This window comes from Pseudomonas sp. MPFS (assembly GCF_022537035.1).
Taxonomy (GTDB): Bacteria; Pseudomonadota; Gammaproteobacteria; order Pseudomonadales; family Pseudomonadaceae; genus Aquipseudomonas; species Aquipseudomonas sessilinigenes.
Genome location: NZ_CP066123.1, coordinates 3,762,297 through 3,784,423, shown reverse-complemented (window position 1 = coordinate 3,784,423; position 22,127 = coordinate 3,762,297). Strand labels below are relative to the sequence as shown.

Genomic DNA, 22,127 nt, shown 5'->3' with positions numbered 1-22,127 from the left:
CTCATTGAAACTGCGGCATGGCAGGTGCTGATATGGTTTTTTAGTTTTTACCTGCCTCTGTAACGATCTGCGCCGCAAGCGCATAGTCGCCGCCTCACCCCCACGCGCCGTTTAGAGCACGACCAGCACCGATGAGGACGAGGTAGGCACATGTACCAATACGACGACTATGACCGGGCCCTGGTCTTTGAGCGGGTGGCGCAGTTCCGGGATCAGGTCGAGCGCTTCATGGAGGGGCAGTTGAGCGAGGAGGAGTTCCTGCCCTTGCGCCTGCAGAACGGCCTGTACCTGCAAAAGCATGCCTACATGCTGCGGGTGGCGATCCCCTACGGCACCCTGAGTGCCCGGCAGATGCGGACCCTGGCCGGCATTGCCCGGGACTATGACCGTGGCTACGGCCATTTCACCACTCGCCAGAACCTGCAGTTCAACTGGATTGAACTGGCCCAGGTGCCGGACATCCTCGAGCGCCTGGCCGTGGTGGAAATGCACGCCATCCAGACCTCGGGCAACTGCGTGCGCAATATCACCACCGAGGCCTTCGCCGGGGTCGCCGCCGACGAGTTGCTGGACCCGCGCCCGCTGGCGGAGATCCTGCGCCAGTGGTCGACCATCAATCCGGAGTTCCTGTTCCTGCCGCGCAAGTTCAAGATCGCTATTTGTTCGGCGCACGAGGATCGTGCGGCGATCATGATGCATGACATCGGCCTCTACCTGTATCGCGCCGCCGATGGCCAGATGTTGCTGCGAGTCATGGTCGGCGGCGGCCTGGGGCGCACGCCGATCCTCAGCCAGCAGATCCGCGAAGGCTTGCCCTGGCAACACCTGCTGTCGTACGTCGAGGCGGTGCTGCGGGTCTACAACCGCCATGGCCGGCGGGACAACAAGTACAAGGCGCGGATCAAGATCCTGGTCAAGGCCCTGGGCATCGAGGCTTTCGCCCGGGAAGTGGAGGAGGAGTGGCAGCACCTCAGGGACGGTCCGGCGCAGCTCACCGAGGCCGAGTTCCAGCGGGTCGCCAGTGCCTTCGTGCCACCTATCTATGAACACCTGGGGGACACCGACCTGGAATACGGCAGCCGCCTGGCCGAGTCCCCGGCCTTTGCTCGCTGGGTGACGCATAACGTCCAGCCGCACAAGATGCCGGGCTACGCCAGTGCGGTGCTTTCGACCAAGCCGGGCATGGCGGCGCCGCCGGGAGATGTCACCGGGCTGCAGATGGAGGCGGTGGCCGATTGGTCCGAGCGCTTCGGCTTCGGTGAAATCCGCATCGCCCACGAACAGAACATCGTCCTGCCGGATGTGCCCAAGGCACGGCTGTACGAGCTGTGGCAACTGGCGTGCGACAACGGGCTGGGCACGGCCAATGCGGGCTTGCTGACGGACATCATCGCCTGCCCCGGGGGCGATTTCTGCGCCTTGGCCAATGCCCGCTCGATTCCCATCGCCCAGGCTATCCAGCAGCGTTTCGACAATCTGGACTATGTCCACGATCTGGGGGACATCAGCCTGAACATCTCCGGTTGCATGAACGCCTGCGGCCATCATCACATCGGCAATATCGGCATCCTCGGGGTCGACAAGAATGGCCAGGAGTGGTTCCAGGTCACCCTGGGTGGCGCCCAGGGCAAGGACAGTGCGCTGGGCAAGGTGATCGGGCCGTCCTTCAGCGCCGAGGAAATCCCCCAGGTGATCGAGCGGATCATCGGCACGTTCGTGCGTTATCGCGAAAGCGACGAACCGTTTATCGATACCTTGCAGCGCATTGGCCTGGAGCCGTTCAAGGAGAAGGTCTACCCCAAGGAGGAGGTGCCGGCATGAACAACCTGCTGCGTTTGCACGAGGGCGAGGCCCAGTTGGTGGAGGACGACGCCTGGCACCTGGTACGAGGGCTCGAGGCCCCATTGCCTGATGGCCCGTTGATCCTGCCGCTGGGCCGCTGGTTGATGCGTCGCATCGAGCATCACCCGGCCCGGGACGCGGTGTGGATCGGCCCGGACGATGAGGTGGAGAGCCTCAAGCCCTGGTTCAGGCTGATTCCCCTGGTGGCGGTGGACTTTCCCAGCTTTCGCGATGGTCGGGGCTACAGCCAGGCGTACCTGTTGCGCACTCGCCTGGGCTGGAGTGGGGAACTGCGGGCCATTGGCGATGTGCTGCGTGACCAGTTGAGCCATATGCGCCAGTGCGGTTTCGACAGTTTTGCCGTGCGCGAGGACAAATGCGCCCTGGACGCCCTCAAGGGGCTGGCCGGCATGAGCGTGCTGTATGGGCGCTCGGTGATCGAGCCGCGACCGCTGTTCCGCCGACGCTAGGTTCCTTGCCCCATTCCTGTGTCGCCCCACAGGTTGGCGGCGCAAGCCAAGGCTTTTGGCTATACCTGTAGTTCCCCTAGCCAGTCCATGGCTGCTTCACCTACAGGAGTTATCCATGAAGCTTGCACTGACCCTTGGCACCCTGTGCCTTGCCTCCCTCGCAGTGGTGGGCTGCTCCAGCCACGAGACCCGGCCCGAGGACTACTCCGGGTTTCTAAGCGACTACAGCCTGCTCAAGCAGGCCAAGTCGCCCTCCGGGGTACAGGTGATGCGCTGGATCGATCCCCAGCTCAAGTTGGACCGCTATACCAGCGTGTACATCGAGCCGACCCAGTTCTACCCGCAACCGCAGCCGACGGTGAAGATTCCCCAGAGCACCTTGTCCGGTATCACCCGCTACTACGATGAGGCGCTCAAGCGCGAGCTTGGCAAATCCATGTCGGTGGCCACAGGGCCAGGGCCTGGCGTGGTGGTGGTACGGGCCGCGATTACTGCGGTGAGCAGCAAGACCGAGGGGCTCAAGCCCTACGAGATCATCCCCATCGCCCTGGTCGCGGCTGCGGTCAGCACGGCCAGCGGTATTCGTGACCAGGAGACCACCCTGGGCACCGAGGCGGCCTTCCTCGATGGTGGCAGCAACCGGGTGATCGCCGAAGTGGTGCGCAAGGGCACCGGGAAGTCCCTGGATAACGACACCCAGGTGATGCAGGCCAGCGATGTGAAGAGCGTCATCGACAGCTGGGCCTCGGACCTGCACCAGTCCTATGTGCAACTGAAGAACAAATGAGTCGGGCAGTGCTGCCCTGGCTTGGGCAGCGCTTTCAATAACGGCTACGCGCCAGCTGGTTGTAGTGATAGAGCATCTGGTCGTAGCCCTGGGCCACGGCGTGGAAGTCCTCGCTCAGGCGCTGCGGTTCGGCGTGCTGCAGCCAGTCCCGGTGCAGGGTGTCCAGGGCCTGCAGGTAATGCTGGCTGGGAGCGGCGATCAGTTGCCAGAGGTACAGGGCCTCGCGGGTGTCCTTGTCCTGGATCCCACCGATGAACTGTTGCCGGGCATCCCAGGCCTGGCGTAGTTCCTGGGTGGCTTGGGTCAATTGCGCCGGGGTCAGGGTGCGCTGGCGAATGCCATGGTCGAGCAGGTCCATGGTACTTCGGGCCTGGATCATGTAGTTGAGCAAAGCCCAGTGGACGTTACGGCCCAGGCCCTGCTCCAGGCGCTGCAACTGCTGGGGGCGGTGCTCGATATCCTGCGGCTGTAGCAACTGGCGCACAGCGTTCGAGGCTTGCAGATAGTCCGGGGCCTGGATCTCCAGTTGCCGTACCCGTTCATCGAGCTGTGCTTCATCCAGCCTTCGGCCGAGGCCCAGGCGGTGCAGGTGTGCGTCCCCGGTCAGGGCGACGAAGCGCGCAAGCACTTGTTGGTAGCGCTCGGTGGCGGCCAGCAGGGGGCTTTCGGGGTCGAGGCTGCGCAGCTTGGCGCCAATGTCACCGCTGCAGGAGCTGCGATAGGCCAGGTCGATGTCCGGCCCGCCCTGGCTGCGCAGGTCATAGGCTCCAGGGGCCGCCGAGCGCGGCTTGCCCTCGGCCAGATAGGCTTGGTGCACTGCGCGCCAGGGTACATCCACCTGGTTCATGCAATCGATGATCGGATTCAGGGCGTTGGCCTGGGCGGTATAGGGGCTGTCCCGGTGATCGAGCCAGAGATCGATTTGTCCCAACTGCTTGCTGGAACCGGCCAGCCCGAACAGGGCCAAACTCAGGCCCAGGCCGATCGGAAATAACCAATTGGGGTTCATGGCGTGCCCTCCCGGCCGTACCACTGGGCGCGGGTGGCCGGCGCGGCGCAGTCAGGGGCGTTGGCTGGCATCCGTGCGCACAGGCGTTCGCTCCATTGTTGCAGGCCCTGGTTGGCGGTGACCGTGCCGTAGTCGCCCAGCAGCTTGATCGCCAGCAGGCCGGCGGCCAACAGCACGCAGCCCAGGCCGCCCATTAGGCGTCGTTGCCAGGGGGCGAGCTGACGCCAGGGCATGCCGTGCTTGAACTCGATGTTGCGCACCAGAGCGATGCTCGGCAGGACCGCCAGGTAAACCAAGGCGCTGATTGGGCCGCAGACGTAACCCAGGACAGGGCCGAGCACGGCTACCGGCAACAGATCCCGCAGGGGCAGCAAGCGCTGGTTGGGATTCAGCCAGCTCGGCAGGCGGCTGCCGAGACGATGATCACGGGCCCACAGGCGATGGGCCAGGGGTTGCCAGAGCCAATGCAGGAGCGCCGCGGAGGCGGCGAAGCAGGCACTCCAGAACAGCGTGACTCCGATGATCTCTCCCAGGCTGTTGCTTTGCGGGGCATAGCGGGCCAAGGCTCCGGCCAGGCAGGCGCTGAACAGCGCCAGGTACATCGGCCAGGAATTGAACGCGAACTCCCAGTCGCGCCAGAAGAATGGCGTACTGCCCGGCATCTGGGCGGCGAGCAGTGGATGGTCGGCATGCAGGCGGGAGCTGAGTTTGCGACAGCTGGCCCAGTCTTCTTCGTTCAGGCGTCGGGCGAAGGCCCGGCGGCGCCCGAGGCTGATGGGCGCCAGCAACAGGTAGGCGGCTCGCTGCTCGGGGGATGCCGGCGGTTGTGTGGCCAGGGTCCGCTGGCGGGCAATGAACACTGGGGCCTCATCGCGCTCCAGCAGGCGCTGCCATGCCTGGAGTGGGCAGGTGTTGTCCTTGCCCTCCTGCCAACCCTGGCCGGCGCAGACAGCCCGGAAGACCTCGCTGGACCAGTAGGGGCTTTCCAGCAACATCGTCGCCAGGCATTGGTTGAACCATTGACGCTGGTCCAGGCTGTGCAACCAGTCCTGTTGCGCGTGCGCCGCATAGACGTGGGTGAAGGCCTCGGCATCCTGGTGCTCCAGGGCCTCGCGCAAGGGTTGCTCAAGGGCCTGCCGGCATTGTTGCAACAGCGTATCGGTCAGGTACTCCGGCAGCTCCAGGCGTTGCCAGGCGGTGAGCCAGTGGAAAGTACCCAGGGCCCAGGCCAGCAGTTGGCTGGATTGTTCGGGGTGCTCCACGCAATGGCGCAGCAAGCCCAGCTCGAACTCCAGCAGGCAGTCGGCCTCCAGGGCCTGTCGATGGCGTTGATCCAGTTGCTCGATGCGGATGCCTTCCAGCAGCGGTGCGACCCGTTGTGCCGGAGACAGTGGTGCCGGGGCCTGGAGTACTGGGAGGTCGTCGAGGCAGGGCGCCGGTTGCGGGATGTCCTCGCCTTCGGCCTCGGTCATCCAGTGGGCCTGCTCCAAGGCCTGCTCATAGGCGTCGCGCAGGCGCTGGAAACCCTCCGGGTCTTCGTCCGGGCGGGTCTGTTTCAGCAGTTTGGCGTAGTGGCGCTTGATGGAGCGGGTATCGGAGGTGGCCGGTAGGCCAAGCAGGGTCCAGCAACTCATTGGGCGGTACGACTCCATGAAAACCGCGGCAAGGATCGATAATGGCGTGATGATACTACTGAGTGGGCGTGTTTCACGAGAAAAAAACCGCCGGCAGGGTGGGTGGCCCCCCGTATCGCGCGATGATTGATCTTAAAGTGATTTGTAATTATATCAATGTGGTTTGTATGGTTAATTTAATGTGTTTTCTAGATTGATAAAAATCTATATAAAACAATTAATTGCGTGATTTACATGATGTAAATTGTTCTTATTAATGGCGCTGGATTGTAGCCCTTTACCCCGTTTCGAGAGCCGGTTACCTAGCCTGGCGGGTGCTCTTTTTCTTGGGCGAGAGAGGCGCTTGCGGTTCGCCATGCTGTCGGGGCTGCTCCTGATCATCGATTCGGCACGATTGGCGTCTCTTTGGCAGGCGCAGGGCGTGTCGGACAATTTGTTCTGCCGGGCATAGGTGCCTGAAGCGTTTCATGTTTAACTTCGGCCTCTCGATCATTTCTCGATGCTGTTTCATTTCCTCTGCTGATAAAGGACTCCGTTCATGGCTCAAGTCACCCTCAAAGGCAATCCGGTCCAGGTTAATGGTCAACTGCCACAAGTGGGCTCCAAGGCCCCAGCGTTCTCCCTGGTGGGCGCCGGCCTGGCCGATGTCTCCCTGGCCAGCCTGGCCGGCAAGCGCAAGGTGCTGAACATCTTCCCAAGTGTCGATACGCCGACCTGCGCGACATCGGTGCGCAAGTTCAATGCCCAGGCCAATGACCTGGCCAACACCGTGGTGCTGTGCATCTCCGCCGACCTGCCGTTCGCCCAGGCCCGCTTCTGCGGCGCCGAAGGCCTGGAAAACGTACAGAACCTGTCGACCCTGCGTGGTCGCGAATTCATCGAGAACTATGGCGTGGCCATCGCCGATGGCCCGTTGGCCGGGCTGACTGCCCGCGCCGTGGTGGTGCTGGATGAAAACGACAAGGTGCTGCACAGCGAGCTGGTCAAGGAGATCGCTGAAGAGCCGAACTACGACGCCGCTCTGGCCGTGCTCAAGTAAGCGCTTTTACAATTATTCACGGCCTGGCCTGTCCAGGCCGTTTTTATTTGTGCTTCAGTAAGTTAGCGTCACACTTTGAAAACGTCAGGCAAAGGTAAATTGCCGGTAAAGAGCCTTTGCTAAAACCGCTCTAGTGCTTATCTTTCAGCCTTCTCAAAAGACACTCCCACGCGCCCAATGGTTGATCACTCCATGCAATCCTCTGCTACCCGCAACTCCCGTCGCTGGCTGTTCGGCCTGTTCGTCCTGCTGCTGGTCGCCGGCCTGTGCTGGAAATTCTGGCCGGCCGGCGGTACCCACCAGGAGGCGAAGGGAGAGAAGGCCGCCAGCGGGCATACCGGGCGCAGTGGCAGCATGCGCCCCGGTTTTGGTGGCGCCACTGGTCCGATCCCGGTGCGGGTGCTGCCGGTGACCCAGGGAGACTTCGCCTTGTACTACAAGGCCCTTGGCACAGTGACCGCTCTGAACACCATCAATGTACGCAGCCGGGTGGCGGGGGAGCTGGTGAAGGTCAACTTCGAGGAAGGGCAGATGGTCAAGGCCGGCGACCTGCTGGCCCAGATCGATCCGCGGCCTTACCAGAACGCCTTGCTCCAGGCCGAAGGCACGCTGTTGCAGAACCAGGCGCAGTTGAAGAATGCCCAGATCGACCTCGAACGCTATCGGGGGCTGTACGCCCAGGACAGCGTCGCCAAGCAGACCCTGGATAATGCCGTGGCGCTGGTGGGCCAGTACCAGGGGACCGTCAAGACCAACCAGGCGGCCGTCAACGATGCCAAGCTCAACCTCGAATTCACCCAGATCCGTGCGCCTATCGCCGGCCGCCTGGGCTTGCGTCAGCTGGACGTCGGCAACCTGGTGGCGGCCAATGACACCACGGCGCTGGTGATCATCACCCAGACCCAACCGATCAGCGTGGCGTTCACCCTGCCGGAAAACAGCCTGGAAACCGTGCTCAATCGCTACCACGGCGGCGCCAAGCTGCCGGTGGAAGCCTGGGACCGGGGCGACGTCAAGCTGCAGGCCAGCGGCGTATTGCAAAGCCTGGATAACCAGATCGACACCACCACCGGCACCCTCAAGTTCAAGGCCCGTTTCGAGAACCGCGACCAGGGCCTGTTCCCCAATCAGTTCGTCAACGTGCGCCTGCTGGCCGATACCTTGAAGAATGTGGTGCTGGCGCCTTCGGCGGCGATCCAGTTCGGCACCAACGGCACCTTCGTCTATGCCATGGATGGGGACAACAAGGTCAAGATCCGGGCGCTCAAGGTGGGCGCCAGCAACGGTGACTCGACGGTGATCACCGAAGGCCTCAAGGCCGGCGACCGGGTGGTGATGGAAGGCACCGACCGCCTCAAGGACGGTAGCGAGGTGGAAGTGGTCAATGACGCCATCGACGTGCCGACCACTCCCACCGAGCACCTGCAAGGCCAGCCCGCAGGTTCGGCCAGCGCCACGGCGCCCGATGCAGCGCCAGTTGCTGGCAAGGCACAAAAGGCCGGCGCATGAATTTCTCGCGGCTGTTCATCCTCCGTCCGGTAGCCACCACCCTGAGCATGCTGGCCATTGTCCTGGCCGGCCTGATCGCCTATCGCTTGCTGCCGGTCTCGGCCTTGCCCCAGGTGGATTACCCGACCATCCGGGTCATGACCCTATACCCGGGGGCCAGCCCGGATGTGATGACCAGCGCGGTGACCGCGCCGCTGGAGCGCCAGTTCGGGCAGATGCCGGGCCTGACCCAGATGGCCTCCACCAGTTCCGGTGGCGCTTCGGTGCTGACCCTGCGTTTCAGCCTCGACATCAACATGGACGTCGCCGAGCAGCAGGTACAGGCGGCGATCAATGCGGCCACCAACCTGTTGCCCAAGGACCTGCCGGCGCCGCCGGTGTACAACAAGGTCAACCCTGCGGACACCCCGGTGCTGACCCTGGCGATCACCTCCAAGACCATGCTGTTGCCCAAGCTCAATGACCTGGTGGACACCCGCATGGCGCAGAAGATCGCCCAGATCAGCGGCGTGGGCATGGTCAGCATCGCCGGCGGCCAGCGCCAGGCCGTGCGGATCAAGGTCAACCCGGAGGCCCTGGCGGCCAACGGCCTGAACCTGTCGGACGTGCGCACCCTGATTGCCGCGTCCAACGTCAACCAGCCCAAGGGCAACTTCGACGGCCCGACCCGGGTGTCGATGCTCGACGCCAACGACCAGCTGACCTCGCCCAAGGACTATGCCGAGCTGATCCTGGCCTACAAGAACGGTGCGCCACTGCGCCTGAAGGATGTCGCCGAGATTGTCGACGGTGCCGAGAACGAACGCCTGGCGGCCTGGGCCAACGAGAACCAGGCCGTGTTGTTGAACATCCAGCGCCAGCCCGGGGCCAACGTCATCGAGGTGGTGGACCGGATCAAGGCGATGTTGCCGAGCATCACCGACAACCTGCCAGCGGGCCTGGATGTCACCGTGCTCACCGACCGTACCCAGACCATCCGCGCCTCGGTCAACGACGTACAGCACGAGTTGCTCATCGCCATCGCCCTGGTGGTGATGGTGACGTTCCTGTTCCTGCGCCGGGCCAGTGCGACGCTGATCCCATCGATTGCCGTGCCGTTGTCGTTGGTCGGGACCTTTGGCGTGATGTACCTGGCCGGCTTTTCGGTGAACAACCTGACCCTGATGGCCCTGACCATCGCCACCGGCTTCGTGGTGGACGATGCCATCGTCATGCTGGAAAACATTTCGCGTTTCGTCGAGGAGGGCGATAGCCCGTTGCAGGCGGCGCTCAAGGGGGCCAAGCAGATTGGCTTCACCCTGATTTCCCTGACCCTGTCGCTGATCGCGGTACTGATCCCGCTGCTGTTCATGGCCGATGTGGTCGGGCGGCTGTTCCGTGAGTTCGCCATCACCCTGGCGGTGGCGATCCTGATTTCCCTGGTGGTGTCCCTGACCCTGACCCCGATGATGTGTGCCCGGTTGCTCAAGCCCGAGCCCAAGGAACACGAGCAGGGGCGCTTCTACCGCGCAAGTGGGGCCTGGATCGATTGGTTGATCGAGGGCTACGGGCGCCAGTTGCAGTGGGTGCTCAGGCACCAGTTCCTGACCCTGCTGGTGGCCATCGGCACCCTGGCCCTGACGGTGTTCCTCTACCTGATGGTGCCCAAGGGGTTCTTCCCGGTGCAGGACACCGGTGTCATCCAGGGAATTTCCGAGGCGCCGCAGTCGGTGTCCTTTGCCGCCATGAGCCAGCGTCAGCAGGACCTGGCCAAGATCATCCTGCAGGACCCGGCAGTACAGAGCCTGTCGTCCTATATCGGGGTCGACGGTGACAACGCCACCCTCAACAGCGGTCGCTTGCTGATCAACCTCAAGCCCCACAATCAACGGGACCTGAGTGCCGCCCAGGTCATCGCGCGGTTGCAGCCGCAGGTGGACAAGCTGCTGGGTATCCGCCTGTTCATGCAGCCGGTACAGGACCTGACCATCGAGGACCGGGTCAGCCGGACCCAGTACCAGTTCAGCCTGTCATCGCCTGATGCCGACCTGCTGAGCGTGTGGAGCACTCGCCTGGTCGAAGCCCTGGGCCAGCGTCCGGAACTCACCGACGTGGCCAGTGACCTGCAGGACAAGGGGCTGCAGGTCTACCTGGTGATCGATCGTGATGCCGCGTCGCGGATCGGGGTCTCGGTGTCGAACATCACCGACGCCCTGTACGACGCCTTTGGCCAGCGGCAGATCTCCACCATCTATACCCAGGCCAGCCAGTATCGGGTGGTGCTCCAGGCCCAGGCCGGGGAGCGCATCGGACCCCAGGCCCTGGAGCAGATCCACGTCAAGACCACCGATGGCGGGCAAGTGCGCCTGTCGAGCCTGGCCCATGTCGAGGAGCGCCAGGCGCAGTTGGCGATTGCCCACATCGGCCAGTTCCCGGCGGTGATGATGTCCTTCAACCTCGCACCCGGGGTGGCCCTGGGCGAAGCGGTGCAGGTGATCGAGCAGGTGCAGCAGGACATCGGCATGCCGGTGGGGGTGCAGACTCGCTTCCAGGGCGCGGCCGAGGCCTTCCAGGCTTCGCTGTCCAGCACCTTGCTGCTGATCCTCGCGGCGGTGGTGACCATGTACATCGTGCTCGGGGTGCTCTACGAGAGCTACATCCATCCGATCACGATCCTCTCCACCTTGCCCTCGGCAGCGGTGGGGGCCTTGCTGGCACTGATCCTCAGCGGTAACGACCTGGGCATGATCGCCATCATCGGCATCATCCTGCTGATCGGTATCGTCAAGAAGAACGCGATCATGATGATCGACTTCGCCCTGGATGCCGAACGCAACCAGGGCGTCGCGCCGCAGCAAGCCATCTACCAGGCGGCGCTGCTGCGCTTCCGGCCGATTCTCATGACCACCCTGGCGGCATTGTTCGGTGCCGTACCCTTGATGCTGGCCACCGGTTCCGGTGCCGAGCTGCGCCAGCCCCTGGGCCTGGTGATGGTCGGCGGCCTGCTGGTGAGCCAGGTCCTGACCCTGTTCACCACGCCCGTTATCTACTTGTACTTCGATCGCTTGGGCCGCCGGTTTGCCAAGCCCGCCGTAGGAGAAGTGGTGTGAGGGGCGTCAGCGGCAAGTTGCAAGCTGCAAGCGGCAAGCCGGAGCAAAAGCCAGAGCCGCTGCTGGGCGTCCTGCTTTTCTCTTGTAGCTTGCAGCTTGAAGCTTGGAGCTGCCGCCCATGAACCTGTCCGGACCTTTTATCAGGCGTCCCGTGGCGACCATGCTCTTGAGTCTGGCGATTATGTTATTGGGCGGCGTCAGCTTCGGGCTGTTGCCGGTGGCGCCGCTGCCGCAGATGGATTTCCCGGTGATCGTGGTCCAGGCCAGCCTGCCCGGGGCCAGCCCCGAGGTCATGGCCTCCACGGTGGCCACGCCCCTGGAGCGCTCCTTCGGCGCCATTGCCGGGGTCAACACCATGAGCAGCCGCTCCAGCCAGGGTTCGACCCGGGTGATCCTGCAATTCGACCTGGACCGCGACATCAATGGCGCGGCGCGGGAAGTGCAGGCGGCGATCAATGCCTCGCGCAACCTGTTGCCCAGCGGCATGCGCAGCATGCCTACCTACAAGAAGGTCAACCCATCCCAGGCGCCGATCATGGTGCTGTCCTTGACCTCCGATGTGCTGGAAAAGGGCCAGCTCTACGACCTGGCCTCCACCATCCTGTCCCAGAGCCTGTCCCAGGTGCAGGGCGTGGGCGAGGTGCAGGTCGGAGGCAGCTCGCTGCCAGCGGTGCGCATCGAGCTGGAGCCGCAGCTGCTCAACCAGTACGGGGTGGCCCTGGACGACGTGCGCAACGCCATCGCCAATGCCAACCAGCGCCGCCCCAAGGGCTCGGTGGAGGATGACCAGCGCTTGTGGCAGATCCAGGCCAACGACCAATTGGAGAAGGCTCGCGATTACGAGCCGCTGATCATTCACTACAACAACGGCGCGGCCCTGCGACTGAAGGACGTGGCCAAGGTCAGCGATGGCGTCGAGGATCGCTACAACAGCGGTTTCTTCAACGACGACGCGGCCGTGCTGCTGGTGATCAACCGCCAGGCCGGGGCCAACATCATCGAGACGGTGAACGAGATCAAGGCCCAGCTGCCGGCGTTGCAGGCGGTGCTGCCGGCCAGCGTCAAGCTCAACCTGGCCATGGATCGCTCCCCGGTGATCAAGGCCACCTTGCACGAGGCGGAGATGACCCTGCTGATCGCCGTGGCCCTGGTGATCCTGGTGGTGTTCCTGTTCCTGGGCAACTTCCGCGCCTCGGTGATCCCGACCCTGGCGGTACCGGTGTCGCTGGTGGGCACCTTCGCGGTCATGTACCTGTACGGCTTTTCCCTGAACAACCTGTCGCTGATGGCGCTGATCCTGGCCACGGGATTGGTGGTGGACGATGCCATCGTGGTGCTGGAGAACATCTCGCGGCATATCGATGAGGGCGTGAAACCGCTGCAGGCCGCTTACATGGGGGCCAAGGAAGTGGGCTTCACCCTGTTGTCGATGAACGTCTCGCTGGTGGCGGTGTTCCTGTCGATCCTGTTCATGGGCGGGATCATCGAAAGCCTGTTTCGCGAGTTCTCCATCACCCTGGCGGCGGCCATCGTGGTTTCGCTGGTGGTGTCCCTGACCCTGACTCCGATGCTCTGCGCCCGCTGGCTCAAGCCCCACCTGCCGGGCCAGGAGAATGCCCTGCAACGTTGGAGCCGGCGCAGCAACGACTGGATGGTCGGCAAGTACGCCAGCAGCCTGGACTGGGTGCTGCGGCACCGGCGCCTGACCTTGCTCAGCCTGCTGGTGACCATCGGTGTCAACGTTGCCCTGTACGTGGTGGTGCCCAAGACCTTCATGCCCCAGCAGGACACCGGCCAGTTGATCGGTTTCGTCCGTGGCGACGACGGCCTGTCCTTCAGCGTGATGCAGCCGAAGATGGAGATCTTCCGCCGCGCCGTGCTCAAGGATGAGGCGGTGGAAAGCGTGGCCGGCTTCATCGGCGGCTCCAACGGCACCAACAACGCCTTCATGCTGGTGCGCCTGAAACCCATCAAGGAGCGCAATATCTCGGCGCAGAAGGTCATCGAGCGCCTGCGCAAGGAAATGCCCAAGGTGCCTGGCGCCCAGCTGATGCTGATGGCCGACCAGGACCTGCAGTTCGGTGGCGGCCGCGAGCAGACCACCTCGCAGTACTCCTACATCCTGCAGAGTGGCAACCTGGGTGAGCTGCGCGAGTGGTATCCGAAGGTCGTCGCGGCGTTGCGGGCGTTGCCCGAGCTGACCGCCATCGATGCCCGGGACGGCCACGGTGCCCAGCAGGTGACCCTGGTGGTGGATCGCGACCAGGCCAAGCGCCTGGGGGTGGACATGGACATGGTCACCGCGGTGCTCAACAACGCCTACAGCCAGCGGCAGATCTCCACCATCTATGACAGCCTCAACCAATATCAGGTGGTGATGGAGGTCAATCCCAAGTACGCCCAGGACCCGATCACCCTGAACCAGGTACAGGTCATCACCGCCGATGGGGCGCGGATTCCGTTGTCGACCATCGCTCATTATGAGAACAGCCTGGAAGACGATCGAGTCAGCCACGAGGGGCAGTTCGCTTCGGAAAGCATTTCCTTCGACATGGCCGAAGGTGTCACCGTGGAGCAGGGCACCGCGGCCATCGAGCGGGCGATCGCCAAGCTGGGCATGCCCGAGGATGTGATCATCAAGATGGCCGGCACCGCCGACGCCTTCGCTGCCACCCAGAAAAGCCAGCCGTTCATGATCCTCGGCGCGCTGCTGGCGGTGTACCTGGTGCTCGGAGTGCTCTACGAGAGCTACATCCATCCGCTGACCATCCTTTCCACCTTGCCTTCGGCCGGGGTCGGTGCCTTGCTCTCGATCTATGTGCTGGGCAGCGAATTCAGCCTGATTTCGCTGTTGGGGCTGTTCCTGTTGATCGGGGTGGTGAAGAAGAACGCGATCCTGATGATCGACCTGGCGCTGCAGCTGGAGCGGCATCACGGGCTCGACCCGTTGCAATCGATCCGCAGCGCCTGCCTGCAACGCCTGCGGCCGATCCTGATGACCACCCTGGCAGCGATCCTCGGCGCCTTGCCGCTGCTGCTGGGCACCGCCGAGGGCTCGGAGATGCGCCAGCCCCTGGGCCTGACCATCATTGGCGGCCTGGTCTTCAGCCAGGTCCTCACGCTCTACACCACCCCGGTGGTCTACCTCTACCTCGACCGCCTGCGCCACAAGTTCAACCACTGGCGTGGGGTCCGTACCGATGCCGCTCTGGAAACGCCGCTATGACCGAACATCCGTCCCGTCCCGTTTCGCCGCTGTCCACCCAGCGCCTGGCCATGGCCCGGGGCTCGCGGGTCCTGAGCCTGGGCCTGTGCGCCGCGTTGCTCAGTGCCTGCGCCATCGGCCCCGACTATCAGCGACCCGAAGTGGCCGAGCCTGCGCAATACAAGCAGGCCGAGGGCTGGCGCCAAGCCAATCCCAGCGATGCCCTGGCCCGCGGTGCCTGGTGGCAGCTCTACGGCGACGCCCAGCTCAACGACCTGGTGGACAAGCTCAACAATGCCAACCAGAGCGTTGCCCAGTCGGAGGCGCAATTCCGCCAGGCACAGGCCCTGGTGCGCAGCTCTCGCGGAGCGTTCTTTCCCAGTGTCGACCTGAGTGCCGGCAAGACCCGCGCGAGCCAGGGCACCGGTAGCAGCAGTTCGGCCTTGAGCAGCTCCAGCAGCGGTATTCGCGACACCTACAACACCCAGCTGGGGGTGAGCTGGGAGGCGGATGTCTGGGGCAAGCTGCGGCGTGGCCTGGAGGCTAACGAAGCCAGTGCCGAGGCGAGTTTTGCCGACCTGGCGGCCATGCGCCTGAGCCAGCAGTCCGAGCTGGTGCAGAACTACCTGCAGCTGCGGGTGATCGACGAGCAGAAACGCCTGCTGGAGGCCACGGTGGTGGCCTACCAGCGCTCCTTGACCATGACCCAGAACCAGTACCAGGCCGGCGTTGCTGGCAAGGATGCGGTGGCCCAGGCCCAGACCCAGCTCAAGAGCACCCAGGCCGACCTCATCGACCTGATCTGGCAGCGGGCGCAGTTCGAGAACGCCATTGCCGTGCTCATCGGCGTGCCGCCGGCAGCGTTCAACCTGGCTGAAGCCAAGAGCGTGCCGGTGCTGCCCCAGGTGCCCCTGGGCGTGCCGTCGCAGTTGTTGGAGCGGCGTCCGGACATCGCTTCGGCGGAGCGGGCGATGATTGCCGCCAATGCCAACATCGGCGTGGCCAAGGCTGCTTATTATCCGGACCTGACCCTGAGCATGGCCGGTGGCTATAGCAGCAGCACCTATGCCAACTGGATCACGCTGCCGAATCGTTTTTGGTCGGTGGGGCCGAAACTGGCGATGACCTTGTTCGATGGCGGCCAGCGTTCGGCGGAAGTGGACCGTACCGTGGCGGCCTATGACCAGACCGTGGCCAAGTACCGGCAGACCGTGCTCGACGGTTTCCGCGAGGTGGAGAACTACATGGCCCAGCTCAAGGTCATGGACGATGAAGCAGGGGTACGCCAGCAAGCCCTGGACTCGGCTCGCGAGGCCCTGCGCCTGACCGAGAACCAGTACAAGGCGGGGCTGATCGGCTACCTGGATGTCGTGACCAGCCAGACGACGGCCTTGAGCAATGAACGCAGTGTGCTGAGCCTGCTGCAGAGCCGGTTGATCGCCAGCGTGCAGTTGATCGCTGCCCTGGGCGGTGGCTGGGATGGGCAATTGCAAGTCAGCGAGCAGAAGTAGCCAGGTGTCGGTCGCTACAGGGCGAGCGCGGCATGGAAGGGCTCGCCAAGCGACACCTGTTCTGGATGGGCGGTGATTTATCCCTGTTACATCCAGCAACAACAGCTACAGTATGTCGTGTCGCAGTCGATATACGGGTATGGCCCAGATCGTCTGGTGATCGATTGCGGTTCGTTCCTGAAGTGCACAAAAGTCATGTCCACAAGGCCTGTATGGGCTTGCGGACCCTCTGTCTGACTAATGGCCTTTTGATGACATTTGTAGATGCGTTATTTCCTGCAATCAGTACAATCTGCGATTTTGCCCGCCGCGCAAGGATGTCGGCACAACGGCCAAGAGACGCCTAATGCTCATCGGTAGTTACTCCTCCGCACTGGTCCTGATCTCCATTTTCGTGGCGATCCTCGCTTCCTATACCGCTCTTGATCTCACCGGACGCATTGCCACCACCCAGGGGCGGGCCGCCTACTTGTGGATGGGCGGCGGGGCGCTGGCCATGGGCATCGGCGTGTGGTCCATGCACTTCATCGGCATGCTGGCCTTTTCATTGCCTATCGAGCTGGGCTACGACATCGGGCTCACCGGGCTGTCGTTGCTGATCTCGTTCCTGTCCTGCGGGTTCGCCCTATGGCTGGTAAGCCAGCCGCGCCTGCCGTTCTGGCAGCTGATATTCGGGGCCTTGATCATGGGGGCCGGCATCAGCGGCATGCATTACACCGGCATGGCGGCCATGCGCATGCAGCCGGGCATCGACTATGACCCGGGGCTGTTCGGCGCCTCTTTGCTGATTGCCTTTGGCGCCTCCCTGGCGGCGCTGTGGATTGCCTTCCGCCTGCGGCAGAACACGCCCTATGTGCGCCTGGTGCGCACAGGGGCCGCCGTGGTCATGGGGTTCGCGATCGTTGGCATGCACTACACCGGCATGGCCGCGGCGCGTTTTACCGATGGCAGTTTCTGCGGTGCCCTGACCAACGGCCTGAGTGGCAAGGGCCTGGACAACCTGGTGCTGATCACCACCCTGGCGGTGCTGATCATCGCCTTGCTGACTTCGGTGCTCGATGCCCGGCTCGAAGCCCGTACCGCAGTGCTGGCGCAGTCCTTGACCGAAGCCAACAAGGAACTGACCCAGCTGGCCTTGCACGACACCCTGACCGGATTGCCCAACCGCATCCTGCTGGCCGACCGGATCGACCAGGCGATGCATCGGGTGACGGCCCATGGCGGCTGCTTTGCGCTGATGTTCATCGACCTGGACGGTTTCAAGCCGGTCAACGATGCCTTTGGCCATCATATGGGCGATCAGTTGCTGCGCGAAGTTGCCTTGCGCCTGCGCGAGGACTTGCGCACTGAGGACACCCTGGCCCGTATCGGCGGCGATGAGTTCGTTCTGCTGGTACAGCTGGCCGAACCGGACGATGCCTTGCGCCTTGCCGCGCGCCAGGTCGGGCTGGTTTCCCGTTCCTTCCGGGTGTCCGATCACGACCTGCAGATTTCCGCCAGCATCGGGATCGCGGTGTATCCGGGCAACGGCCACAGCGCCCAGGAACTGTTGATGAACGCCGATGCGGCGATGTACCACGCCAAGGGCACCGGCAAGAACGGCTACAGCTTTTTCGACGCTTCGATGAACAGCAACGCCCGGCGCCAATTGCAGTTATTGCAGGATTTGCGCAACGCCGTTGAACAGCATCAGTTCCGCCTGCATTACCAGCCCAAGTTCGATGCTGCCAATGGCCGGCCGGTTGGCGCCGAGGCGTTGTTGCGCTGGGAGCATCCGCAACATGGCTTGCTGATGCCGGACAAGTTCATCGAACTGGCGGAAAAGACCGGGCTGATCATTCCCATTGGCGACTGGGTCCTGAACGAGGCCTGCCGGCAGATGCACGAGTGGTATGCCCAGGGGCATACCGGCTGGCGTATTGCGGTGAACCTCTCGGCCATGCAGTTCTGTCATGTGGGGCTGGTCGCCAGCGTCGCCGAAGCGCTGGAGCGTTATGACCTGCCGGCCAATAACCTGACCCTGGAGATCACCGAGACCACGGCGATGCACGACGCCGATGTCAGCATGATCGTCTTGCAGCAGCTGGCGGACATGGGGGTGGACCTGTCCATCGACGATTTCGGCACCGGCTATTCGAGCCTGATGTACCTCAAGCGCCTGCCGGCCAACGAGCTGAAGATCGACCGTGGTTTTGTCCGCGACCTGGAGCATGACAGCGACGATGCCGCCATCGTCTCGGCCATCGTCGCCCTGGGCCAGGCCCTGGGGTTGCGGATTGTCGCCGAAGGCGTGGAGACCGGGGTGCAGCAGACGTTCCTCACCGAGTTGGGCTGCGATTCGCTCCAGGGTTATTACCTGGGGCATCCGATGCCTCCCGAGCGTTTCCTGCAAGGGGTACTCATCCCCAATGGCAAAGTCGAGGCGCATGCTCCGCTAGCCGCCATCGAACCTGTAGGGCCGCACTCGGCGCCGCCGCAGCCAACGGTCCCCGGGGTCAACTGAGCCGCCCGGCTGCCGGGCTGACACCCACTGCACTGCCCACCGCATTGGGTGCATGCAAGGGGCCTTCGATGATCGGCGCTCTGGCGGTTTCCATCACTGGCTGCGCGGTGTTTAATGGCTCGCGTTGAAATGATCAGTGAGGGAGTCGGCAGTATGGACAAAGTCATCGTCGTCACCGGTGGCGGGCGGGGAATCGGCGCAGCCACGGCGTTGCTGGCTGCGCAGCAGGGTTTCAAGGTGTGTATCAACTATCAGGCCGACGAGCAGTCTGCCCAGCAAGTGCTGGAGCAGCTTCGAGCCTTGGGCGCCCATGCGATCGCCGTACGTGCCGATGTCAGTATCGAGGATGAAGTCATCAGCCTGTTCCAGCGGGTCGACGCCGAGCTGGGGCGAGTCACGGCCCTGGTCAACAACGCCGGGACCGTGGGCCAGAAGTCTCGTCTTGAAGACATGTCCGAGTTTCGTATCCAGAAGATCATGAAGACCAATGTCATGGGGCCGATCCTCTGTGCCAAGCACGCGGTGCTGCGCATGTCGCCGCGCCATGGCGGGCAGGGAGGCAGCATCGTCAACGTCTCCTCGGTCGCCGCGCGCCTGGGCTCGCCCGGCGAGTATGTGGACTACGCCGCCTCCAAGGGGGCGCTGGACACCTTCACCATCGGCCTGGCCAAGGAAGTGGCGGGTGAGGGCATCCGGGTCAACGCGGTACGCCCGGGCTATATCTACACCGATTTCCATGCGCTCAGCGGCGATGCCGACCGCGTCAGCAAGCTGGAGAGCGCCATCCCCATGGGCCGCGGCGGGCGCCCGGACGAGGTGGCCGAGGCCATCGTCTGGCTGCTGTCGGACAAGGCTTCCTACGCCACCGGTACCTTCGTCGACCTGGGCGGCGGTCGCTGATCCCGAACTGATGAGCCGGTTTGTCGGCCAATAGCCCCTGAGCCTGGCACCAAGCTGCGGATGCCAGGGCTCAGGGCAACGCGTCGACGGTGCGGCGGCGGGGCACGATCAGCAAGGCCAGCAGTAGCCCCAGCAGGCCGGCGCCATAGCTCATCGACAGCGGCAGCAGGCGACTCAGGGTTTCGCCAGGGCGTATGCAGCTGTAGCGAAATCCATAACCCTGCTCATCTGCCCAGACTCCCGGGACCTTGTTCACCGATTCCGATGGCGCCATTTGCTCATTCGAGAGCTCCAGCTTGGCATGGCTCGCTTCACGTGCCGCCAGTTGTTCGATGGCCTGCAACTGGGCGTCGTTGCAGCGGCTCTCGCTCCAGTTGTGCAACACCAGCAAGGCCGATAGCAGCAACAGCAAGGGCACCGGGTAGAAGCGCCGGGTCGGCAACAGGGGGCCTACCAGCAGTCCGGCCAGAAAACCGGCCAGTAGCAGGTTGGCCCAGTACCAGCCGCCGCCTTCCCAGCTCGGCAGCATTATCAGCATCAGTACCGGGGGCAGTACGACGCGGGCGAACAGCAGGCACAGGGCTGCGGCGAGGAGGGTGACCAGCAGGGTCTTGATCCAGGACTTCATGGCTGTTTCATCGCCTGTATGAGCGGGGGCAAAACGGCACGCATCAAGCTTGTGCCGCCTGCCCGGGAATGTTCGGTGGGGTGAAGCGGCGCGCGTACTCGAGCATGTCCCGGGGATAGATCATGTGCCGCACCGCGCTATCGTCCAGGCCGTAGAGGTAGACGATGGCCGCGGCCTCGAAGGCCCAGTAGCCGAAGTAGCCGCCATCGTCGTCGAAACTGTGACTGTCGTGCCACGGAGCGTGCACGAAGGCCGGGTACCACTGGTTGCAGTACTCCACCAGCAATTCGCGCTCTTGCGCAGGCTCCTCGTGGTAGACCGCGCGCACCAGGGGTGTGTAGACCTCGTGGTACCACTCATCCACCTCCACCCGGTCGGGCAGGAAGCCCTTGAGCAGGTCCTCGATCAGCACGTCCTCGCCATGGTAGCCGGCTCGATCCTGCAACAGCGCCACCCGTGGCAGCAGGTCGCTGCGCTGCAGGAGGATGCACAGGCTGATGACCTGTACGTACTCTTCGAAGTCATGAGGGTAGTGATCGATCGCCAGGGGCGCGATGTCCGGCAGTTCTTCATAGCGCGCCAGCTTGCGCTGGTAGTCCTCGTAGCTTTCCACCACTGCGTCCAGGGCCTGGGCCAGTGCTTGCATGGGCTCGCCAGCGGTGTAGCCGAGGATCAGCCGGTGCAGGCGCGCTTGCTGCACCTGCCGGGCCTTGAGGGAGGCTTCCTGGAGGGGGCAGTCGGCCTCCATGGAGTGCTCCTGCCAGAAGGCCTCGGTGCCTTCCAGGTGCTCGCTGAGCTGGCAGTACTGTTTGTGGCTGAGAAACACTTGCCTGCGGTTCATCGCGCTCGCCTCGGTTCAATAGGGGATCAGGGTGAAAGCCGGCTTGCGCTCGGATGCTTCCAGCAGCAGGGTCGGCAGGTCCACCTCGGCAGGCTCCAGGCACAGGATGTCGAGTTCCTCCTCCAGGGCTGGGCGGTCGGCCGCCAGTGCCCGGATCGGCAGGCGTTCGTAGGGGCGTGGGTCTTCGCCGTAGTAGACCTTGGCGGTGCCGGGAGGAATGCCTTCCAGGCGGGCGAAGCCTTCTTCGTCGAGGTGCCCCTGGATTTGCGAGCCGTCGGTGAAGACCACCCGGTAGGCGGCACCGGACACGGGTTCGAGGTTGGAGTAATGCAGGTTCAGTTCCAGCCAGTGGCCCTCGCCGGTGAGGTGCTCCATGCCCTGGTTGATGGCTTGTGGAGTGCTGGCGGCCTCGCGGGCCGCGGGCAGGGCGCTGCTGGTACTGGCACTGCCTGCCGATTGCGGCTTGGGCAACAGGGCCGGGCCCTGGCTGTGGGCCAGGGCCGAACTGTTGCGTTGCACCGCCAGCCACGGCGCGATGCGTTGCTGCACCGCTTGCATGAGCATCTGGCTGTGGTCCCGGGCCTCGCCGAGGTTGTACAGCACCCGTTGCTGCTGGCGTGGGGCAAGGCCGGCGAAGGTCGAGGACGCCTGTACGCCACGGACGATCTCTGGCATTTCCTCGGTCAGGCGAGTGGGGCCCAGGGATTTTTCCAGCAGTTGTTCCGGGCTGGTCTTGATCCGGCAGCTCAGCAGCGTATGGCGGATCAGGTCGAAGAGTTTTTCGGCGTGACGCCAGGGCGCGCGGTTGATCTGGCGCAGGATGAGCTTGAATTCCTGCCCAGGGCCGGGGATCCAGCCGATCAAGGCCAGGGCCAGGTCGAAGAGGGCGTCTGCCTCGTCCTGGTCATTGTCTACCGCATCCAGTTCGAGGATCGCCTGGACCGTATCGTAGGCATTGAGCTCCTGGGTCAGCAGTGGCAGGCGACCGCGCTTGATGGCCTGGCTCAGTTCGGCCTTGGCCTCTGGATAGTCGTCGTAATACAGGTCTTCGACCATGCCGTGCTCCTTCCCTGGAAAATTCGAGCGCGGATGCTGCACCAGTGCCGGCCTGGGGGCAAGTCGTTTGGCCAACCAGGGGTGTTGCCACTCCCTCCCTGCGG

The 22,127-nt window shown here is 63.7% G+C and carries 15 protein-coding genes; 10 read left to right on the top strand and 5 right to left on the bottom strand.

Annotated elements, in window-relative coordinates:
- The first annotated feature begins 150 nt into the window (after positions 1 to 150).
- The 3 genes from I9018_RS17245 to I9018_RS17235 all read left to right on the top strand — a co-directional run bounded on the left by I9018_RS17245 (position 151) and on the right by I9018_RS17235 (position 3,099).
- On the top strand, positions 151 to 1,821 hold the full coding sequence (locus tag I9018_RS17245; protein ID WP_241106990.1) for a nitrite/sulfite reductase: 1,671 nt from the start codon (positions 151 to 153) through the stop codon (positions 1,819 to 1,821).
- A complete protein-coding gene (locus I9018_RS17240; RefSeq protein WP_241106989.1) occupies positions 1,818 to 2,312 on the top strand; it encodes a DUF934 domain-containing protein in 495 nt (164 codons plus the stop codon). Before I9018_RS17245 ends, I9018_RS17240 begins: the two co-directional genes overlap by 4 nt.
- A 115-nt stretch (positions 2,313 to 2,427) precedes the next feature.
- A complete protein-coding gene (locus I9018_RS17235; RefSeq protein WP_241106988.1) occupies positions 2,428 to 3,099 on the top strand; it encodes a DUF3313 domain-containing protein in 672 nt (223 codons plus the stop codon).
- A gap of 34 nt (positions 3,100 to 3,133) precedes the next feature.
- Here I9018_RS17235 and I9018_RS17230 read toward each other — a convergent pair whose 3' ends face one another.
- Together I9018_RS17230 and I9018_RS17225 are read right to left on the bottom strand one after the other, a co-directional pair.
- On the bottom strand, positions 3,134 to 4,108 hold the full coding sequence (locus tag I9018_RS17230) for a DUF3829 domain-containing protein (protein ID WP_241106987.1): 975 nt from the start codon (positions 4,106 to 4,108) through the stop codon (positions 3,134 to 3,136).
- Positions 4,105 to 5,742 (bottom strand): J domain-containing protein, encoded by a 1,638-nt coding sequence (locus I9018_RS17225; RefSeq protein ID WP_241106986.1) that lies wholly within the window; start codon positions 5,740 to 5,742, stop codon positions 4,105 to 4,107. Before I9018_RS17225 ends, I9018_RS17230 begins: the two co-directional genes overlap by 4 nt.
- A gap of 538 nt (positions 5,743 to 6,280) precedes the next feature.
- On the opposite strand from I9018_RS17225, the gene tpx reads away from it, so the two are divergent.
- The 7 genes from tpx (at position 6,281) to I9018_RS17190 (ending at position 19,498) form a co-directional block, all read left to right on the top strand.
- Positions 6,281 to 6,781 carry a thiol peroxidase gene (tpx, locus tag I9018_RS17220; RefSeq protein WP_068587172.1) on the top strand — a complete coding sequence of 167 codons (501 nt, stop codon included), beginning with the start codon at positions 6,281 to 6,283 and terminating at the stop codon, positions 6,779 to 6,781.
- Between the two features lie 177 nt (positions 6,782 to 6,958).
- A complete protein-coding gene (locus I9018_RS17215; RefSeq protein WP_241106985.1) occupies positions 6,959 to 8,290 on the top strand; it encodes an MdtA/MuxA family multidrug efflux RND transporter periplasmic adaptor subunit in 1,332 nt (443 codons plus the stop codon).
- Positions 8,287 to 11,379 carry an MdtB/MuxB family multidrug efflux RND transporter permease subunit gene (locus I9018_RS17210; RefSeq protein ID WP_241106984.1) on the top strand — a complete coding sequence of 1,031 codons (3,093 nt, stop codon included), beginning with the start codon at positions 8,287 to 8,289 and terminating at the stop codon, positions 11,377 to 11,379. The genes I9018_RS17215 and I9018_RS17210 overlap by 4 nt, the downstream gene beginning before the upstream one ends.
- 118 nt (positions 11,380 to 11,497) lie before the next feature.
- Positions 11,498 to 14,605: an efflux RND transporter permease subunit gene (locus I9018_RS17205; RefSeq protein ID WP_241106983.1), complete on the top strand. Its 3,108-nt coding sequence runs from the start codon at positions 11,498 to 11,500 to the stop codon at positions 14,603 to 14,605.
- Positions 14,602 to 16,095: an efflux transporter outer membrane subunit gene (locus I9018_RS17200; RefSeq protein ID WP_068587182.1), complete on the top strand. Its 1,494-nt coding sequence runs from the start codon at positions 14,602 to 14,604 to the stop codon at positions 16,093 to 16,095. The genes I9018_RS17205 and I9018_RS17200 overlap by 4 nt, the downstream gene beginning before the upstream one ends.
- A gap of 346 nt (positions 16,096 to 16,441) precedes the next feature.
- Positions 16,442 to 18,598, top strand: a complete 2,157-nt coding sequence (locus tag I9018_RS17195) for an EAL domain-containing protein (RefSeq protein WP_241106982.1) — start codon at positions 16,442 to 16,444, stop codon at positions 18,596 to 18,598.
- A 153-nt stretch (positions 18,599 to 18,751) separates the two neighbouring features.
- Positions 18,752 to 19,498, top strand: coding sequence for an SDR family oxidoreductase (locus tag I9018_RS17190; protein ID WP_241106981.1), 747 nt, complete (start codon positions 18,752 to 18,754; stop codon positions 19,496 to 19,498).
- Between the two features lie 70 nt (positions 19,499 to 19,568).
- Here the strand turns inward: I9018_RS17190 and I9018_RS17185 are convergent, their stop codons facing one another.
- Genes I9018_RS17185 through I9018_RS17175 form a run of 3 tightly spaced genes read right to left on the bottom strand, consistent with a single transcriptional unit; the run spans position 19,569 to position 22,023 of the window.
- The gene (locus I9018_RS17185) at positions 19,569 to 20,126 is read right to left on the bottom strand and encodes a hypothetical protein (RefSeq protein ID WP_241106980.1); all 558 of its coding nucleotides are present in this window, start codon (positions 20,124 to 20,126) and stop codon (positions 19,569 to 19,571) included.
- A 43-nt stretch (positions 20,127 to 20,169) separates the two neighbouring features.
- Positions 20,170 to 20,967: a PoNe immunity protein domain-containing protein gene (locus I9018_RS17180; RefSeq protein WP_241106979.1), complete on the bottom strand. Its 798-nt coding sequence runs from the start codon at positions 20,965 to 20,967 to the stop codon at positions 20,170 to 20,172.
- A 15-nt stretch (positions 20,968 to 20,982) separates the two neighbouring features.
- Complete coding sequence (locus tag I9018_RS17175) at positions 20,983 to 22,023, bottom strand: hypothetical protein (RefSeq protein ID WP_241106978.1); 1,041 nt, start codon at positions 22,021 to 22,023, stop codon at positions 20,983 to 20,985.
- Positions 22,024 to 22,127: the final 104 nt, after the last annotated feature.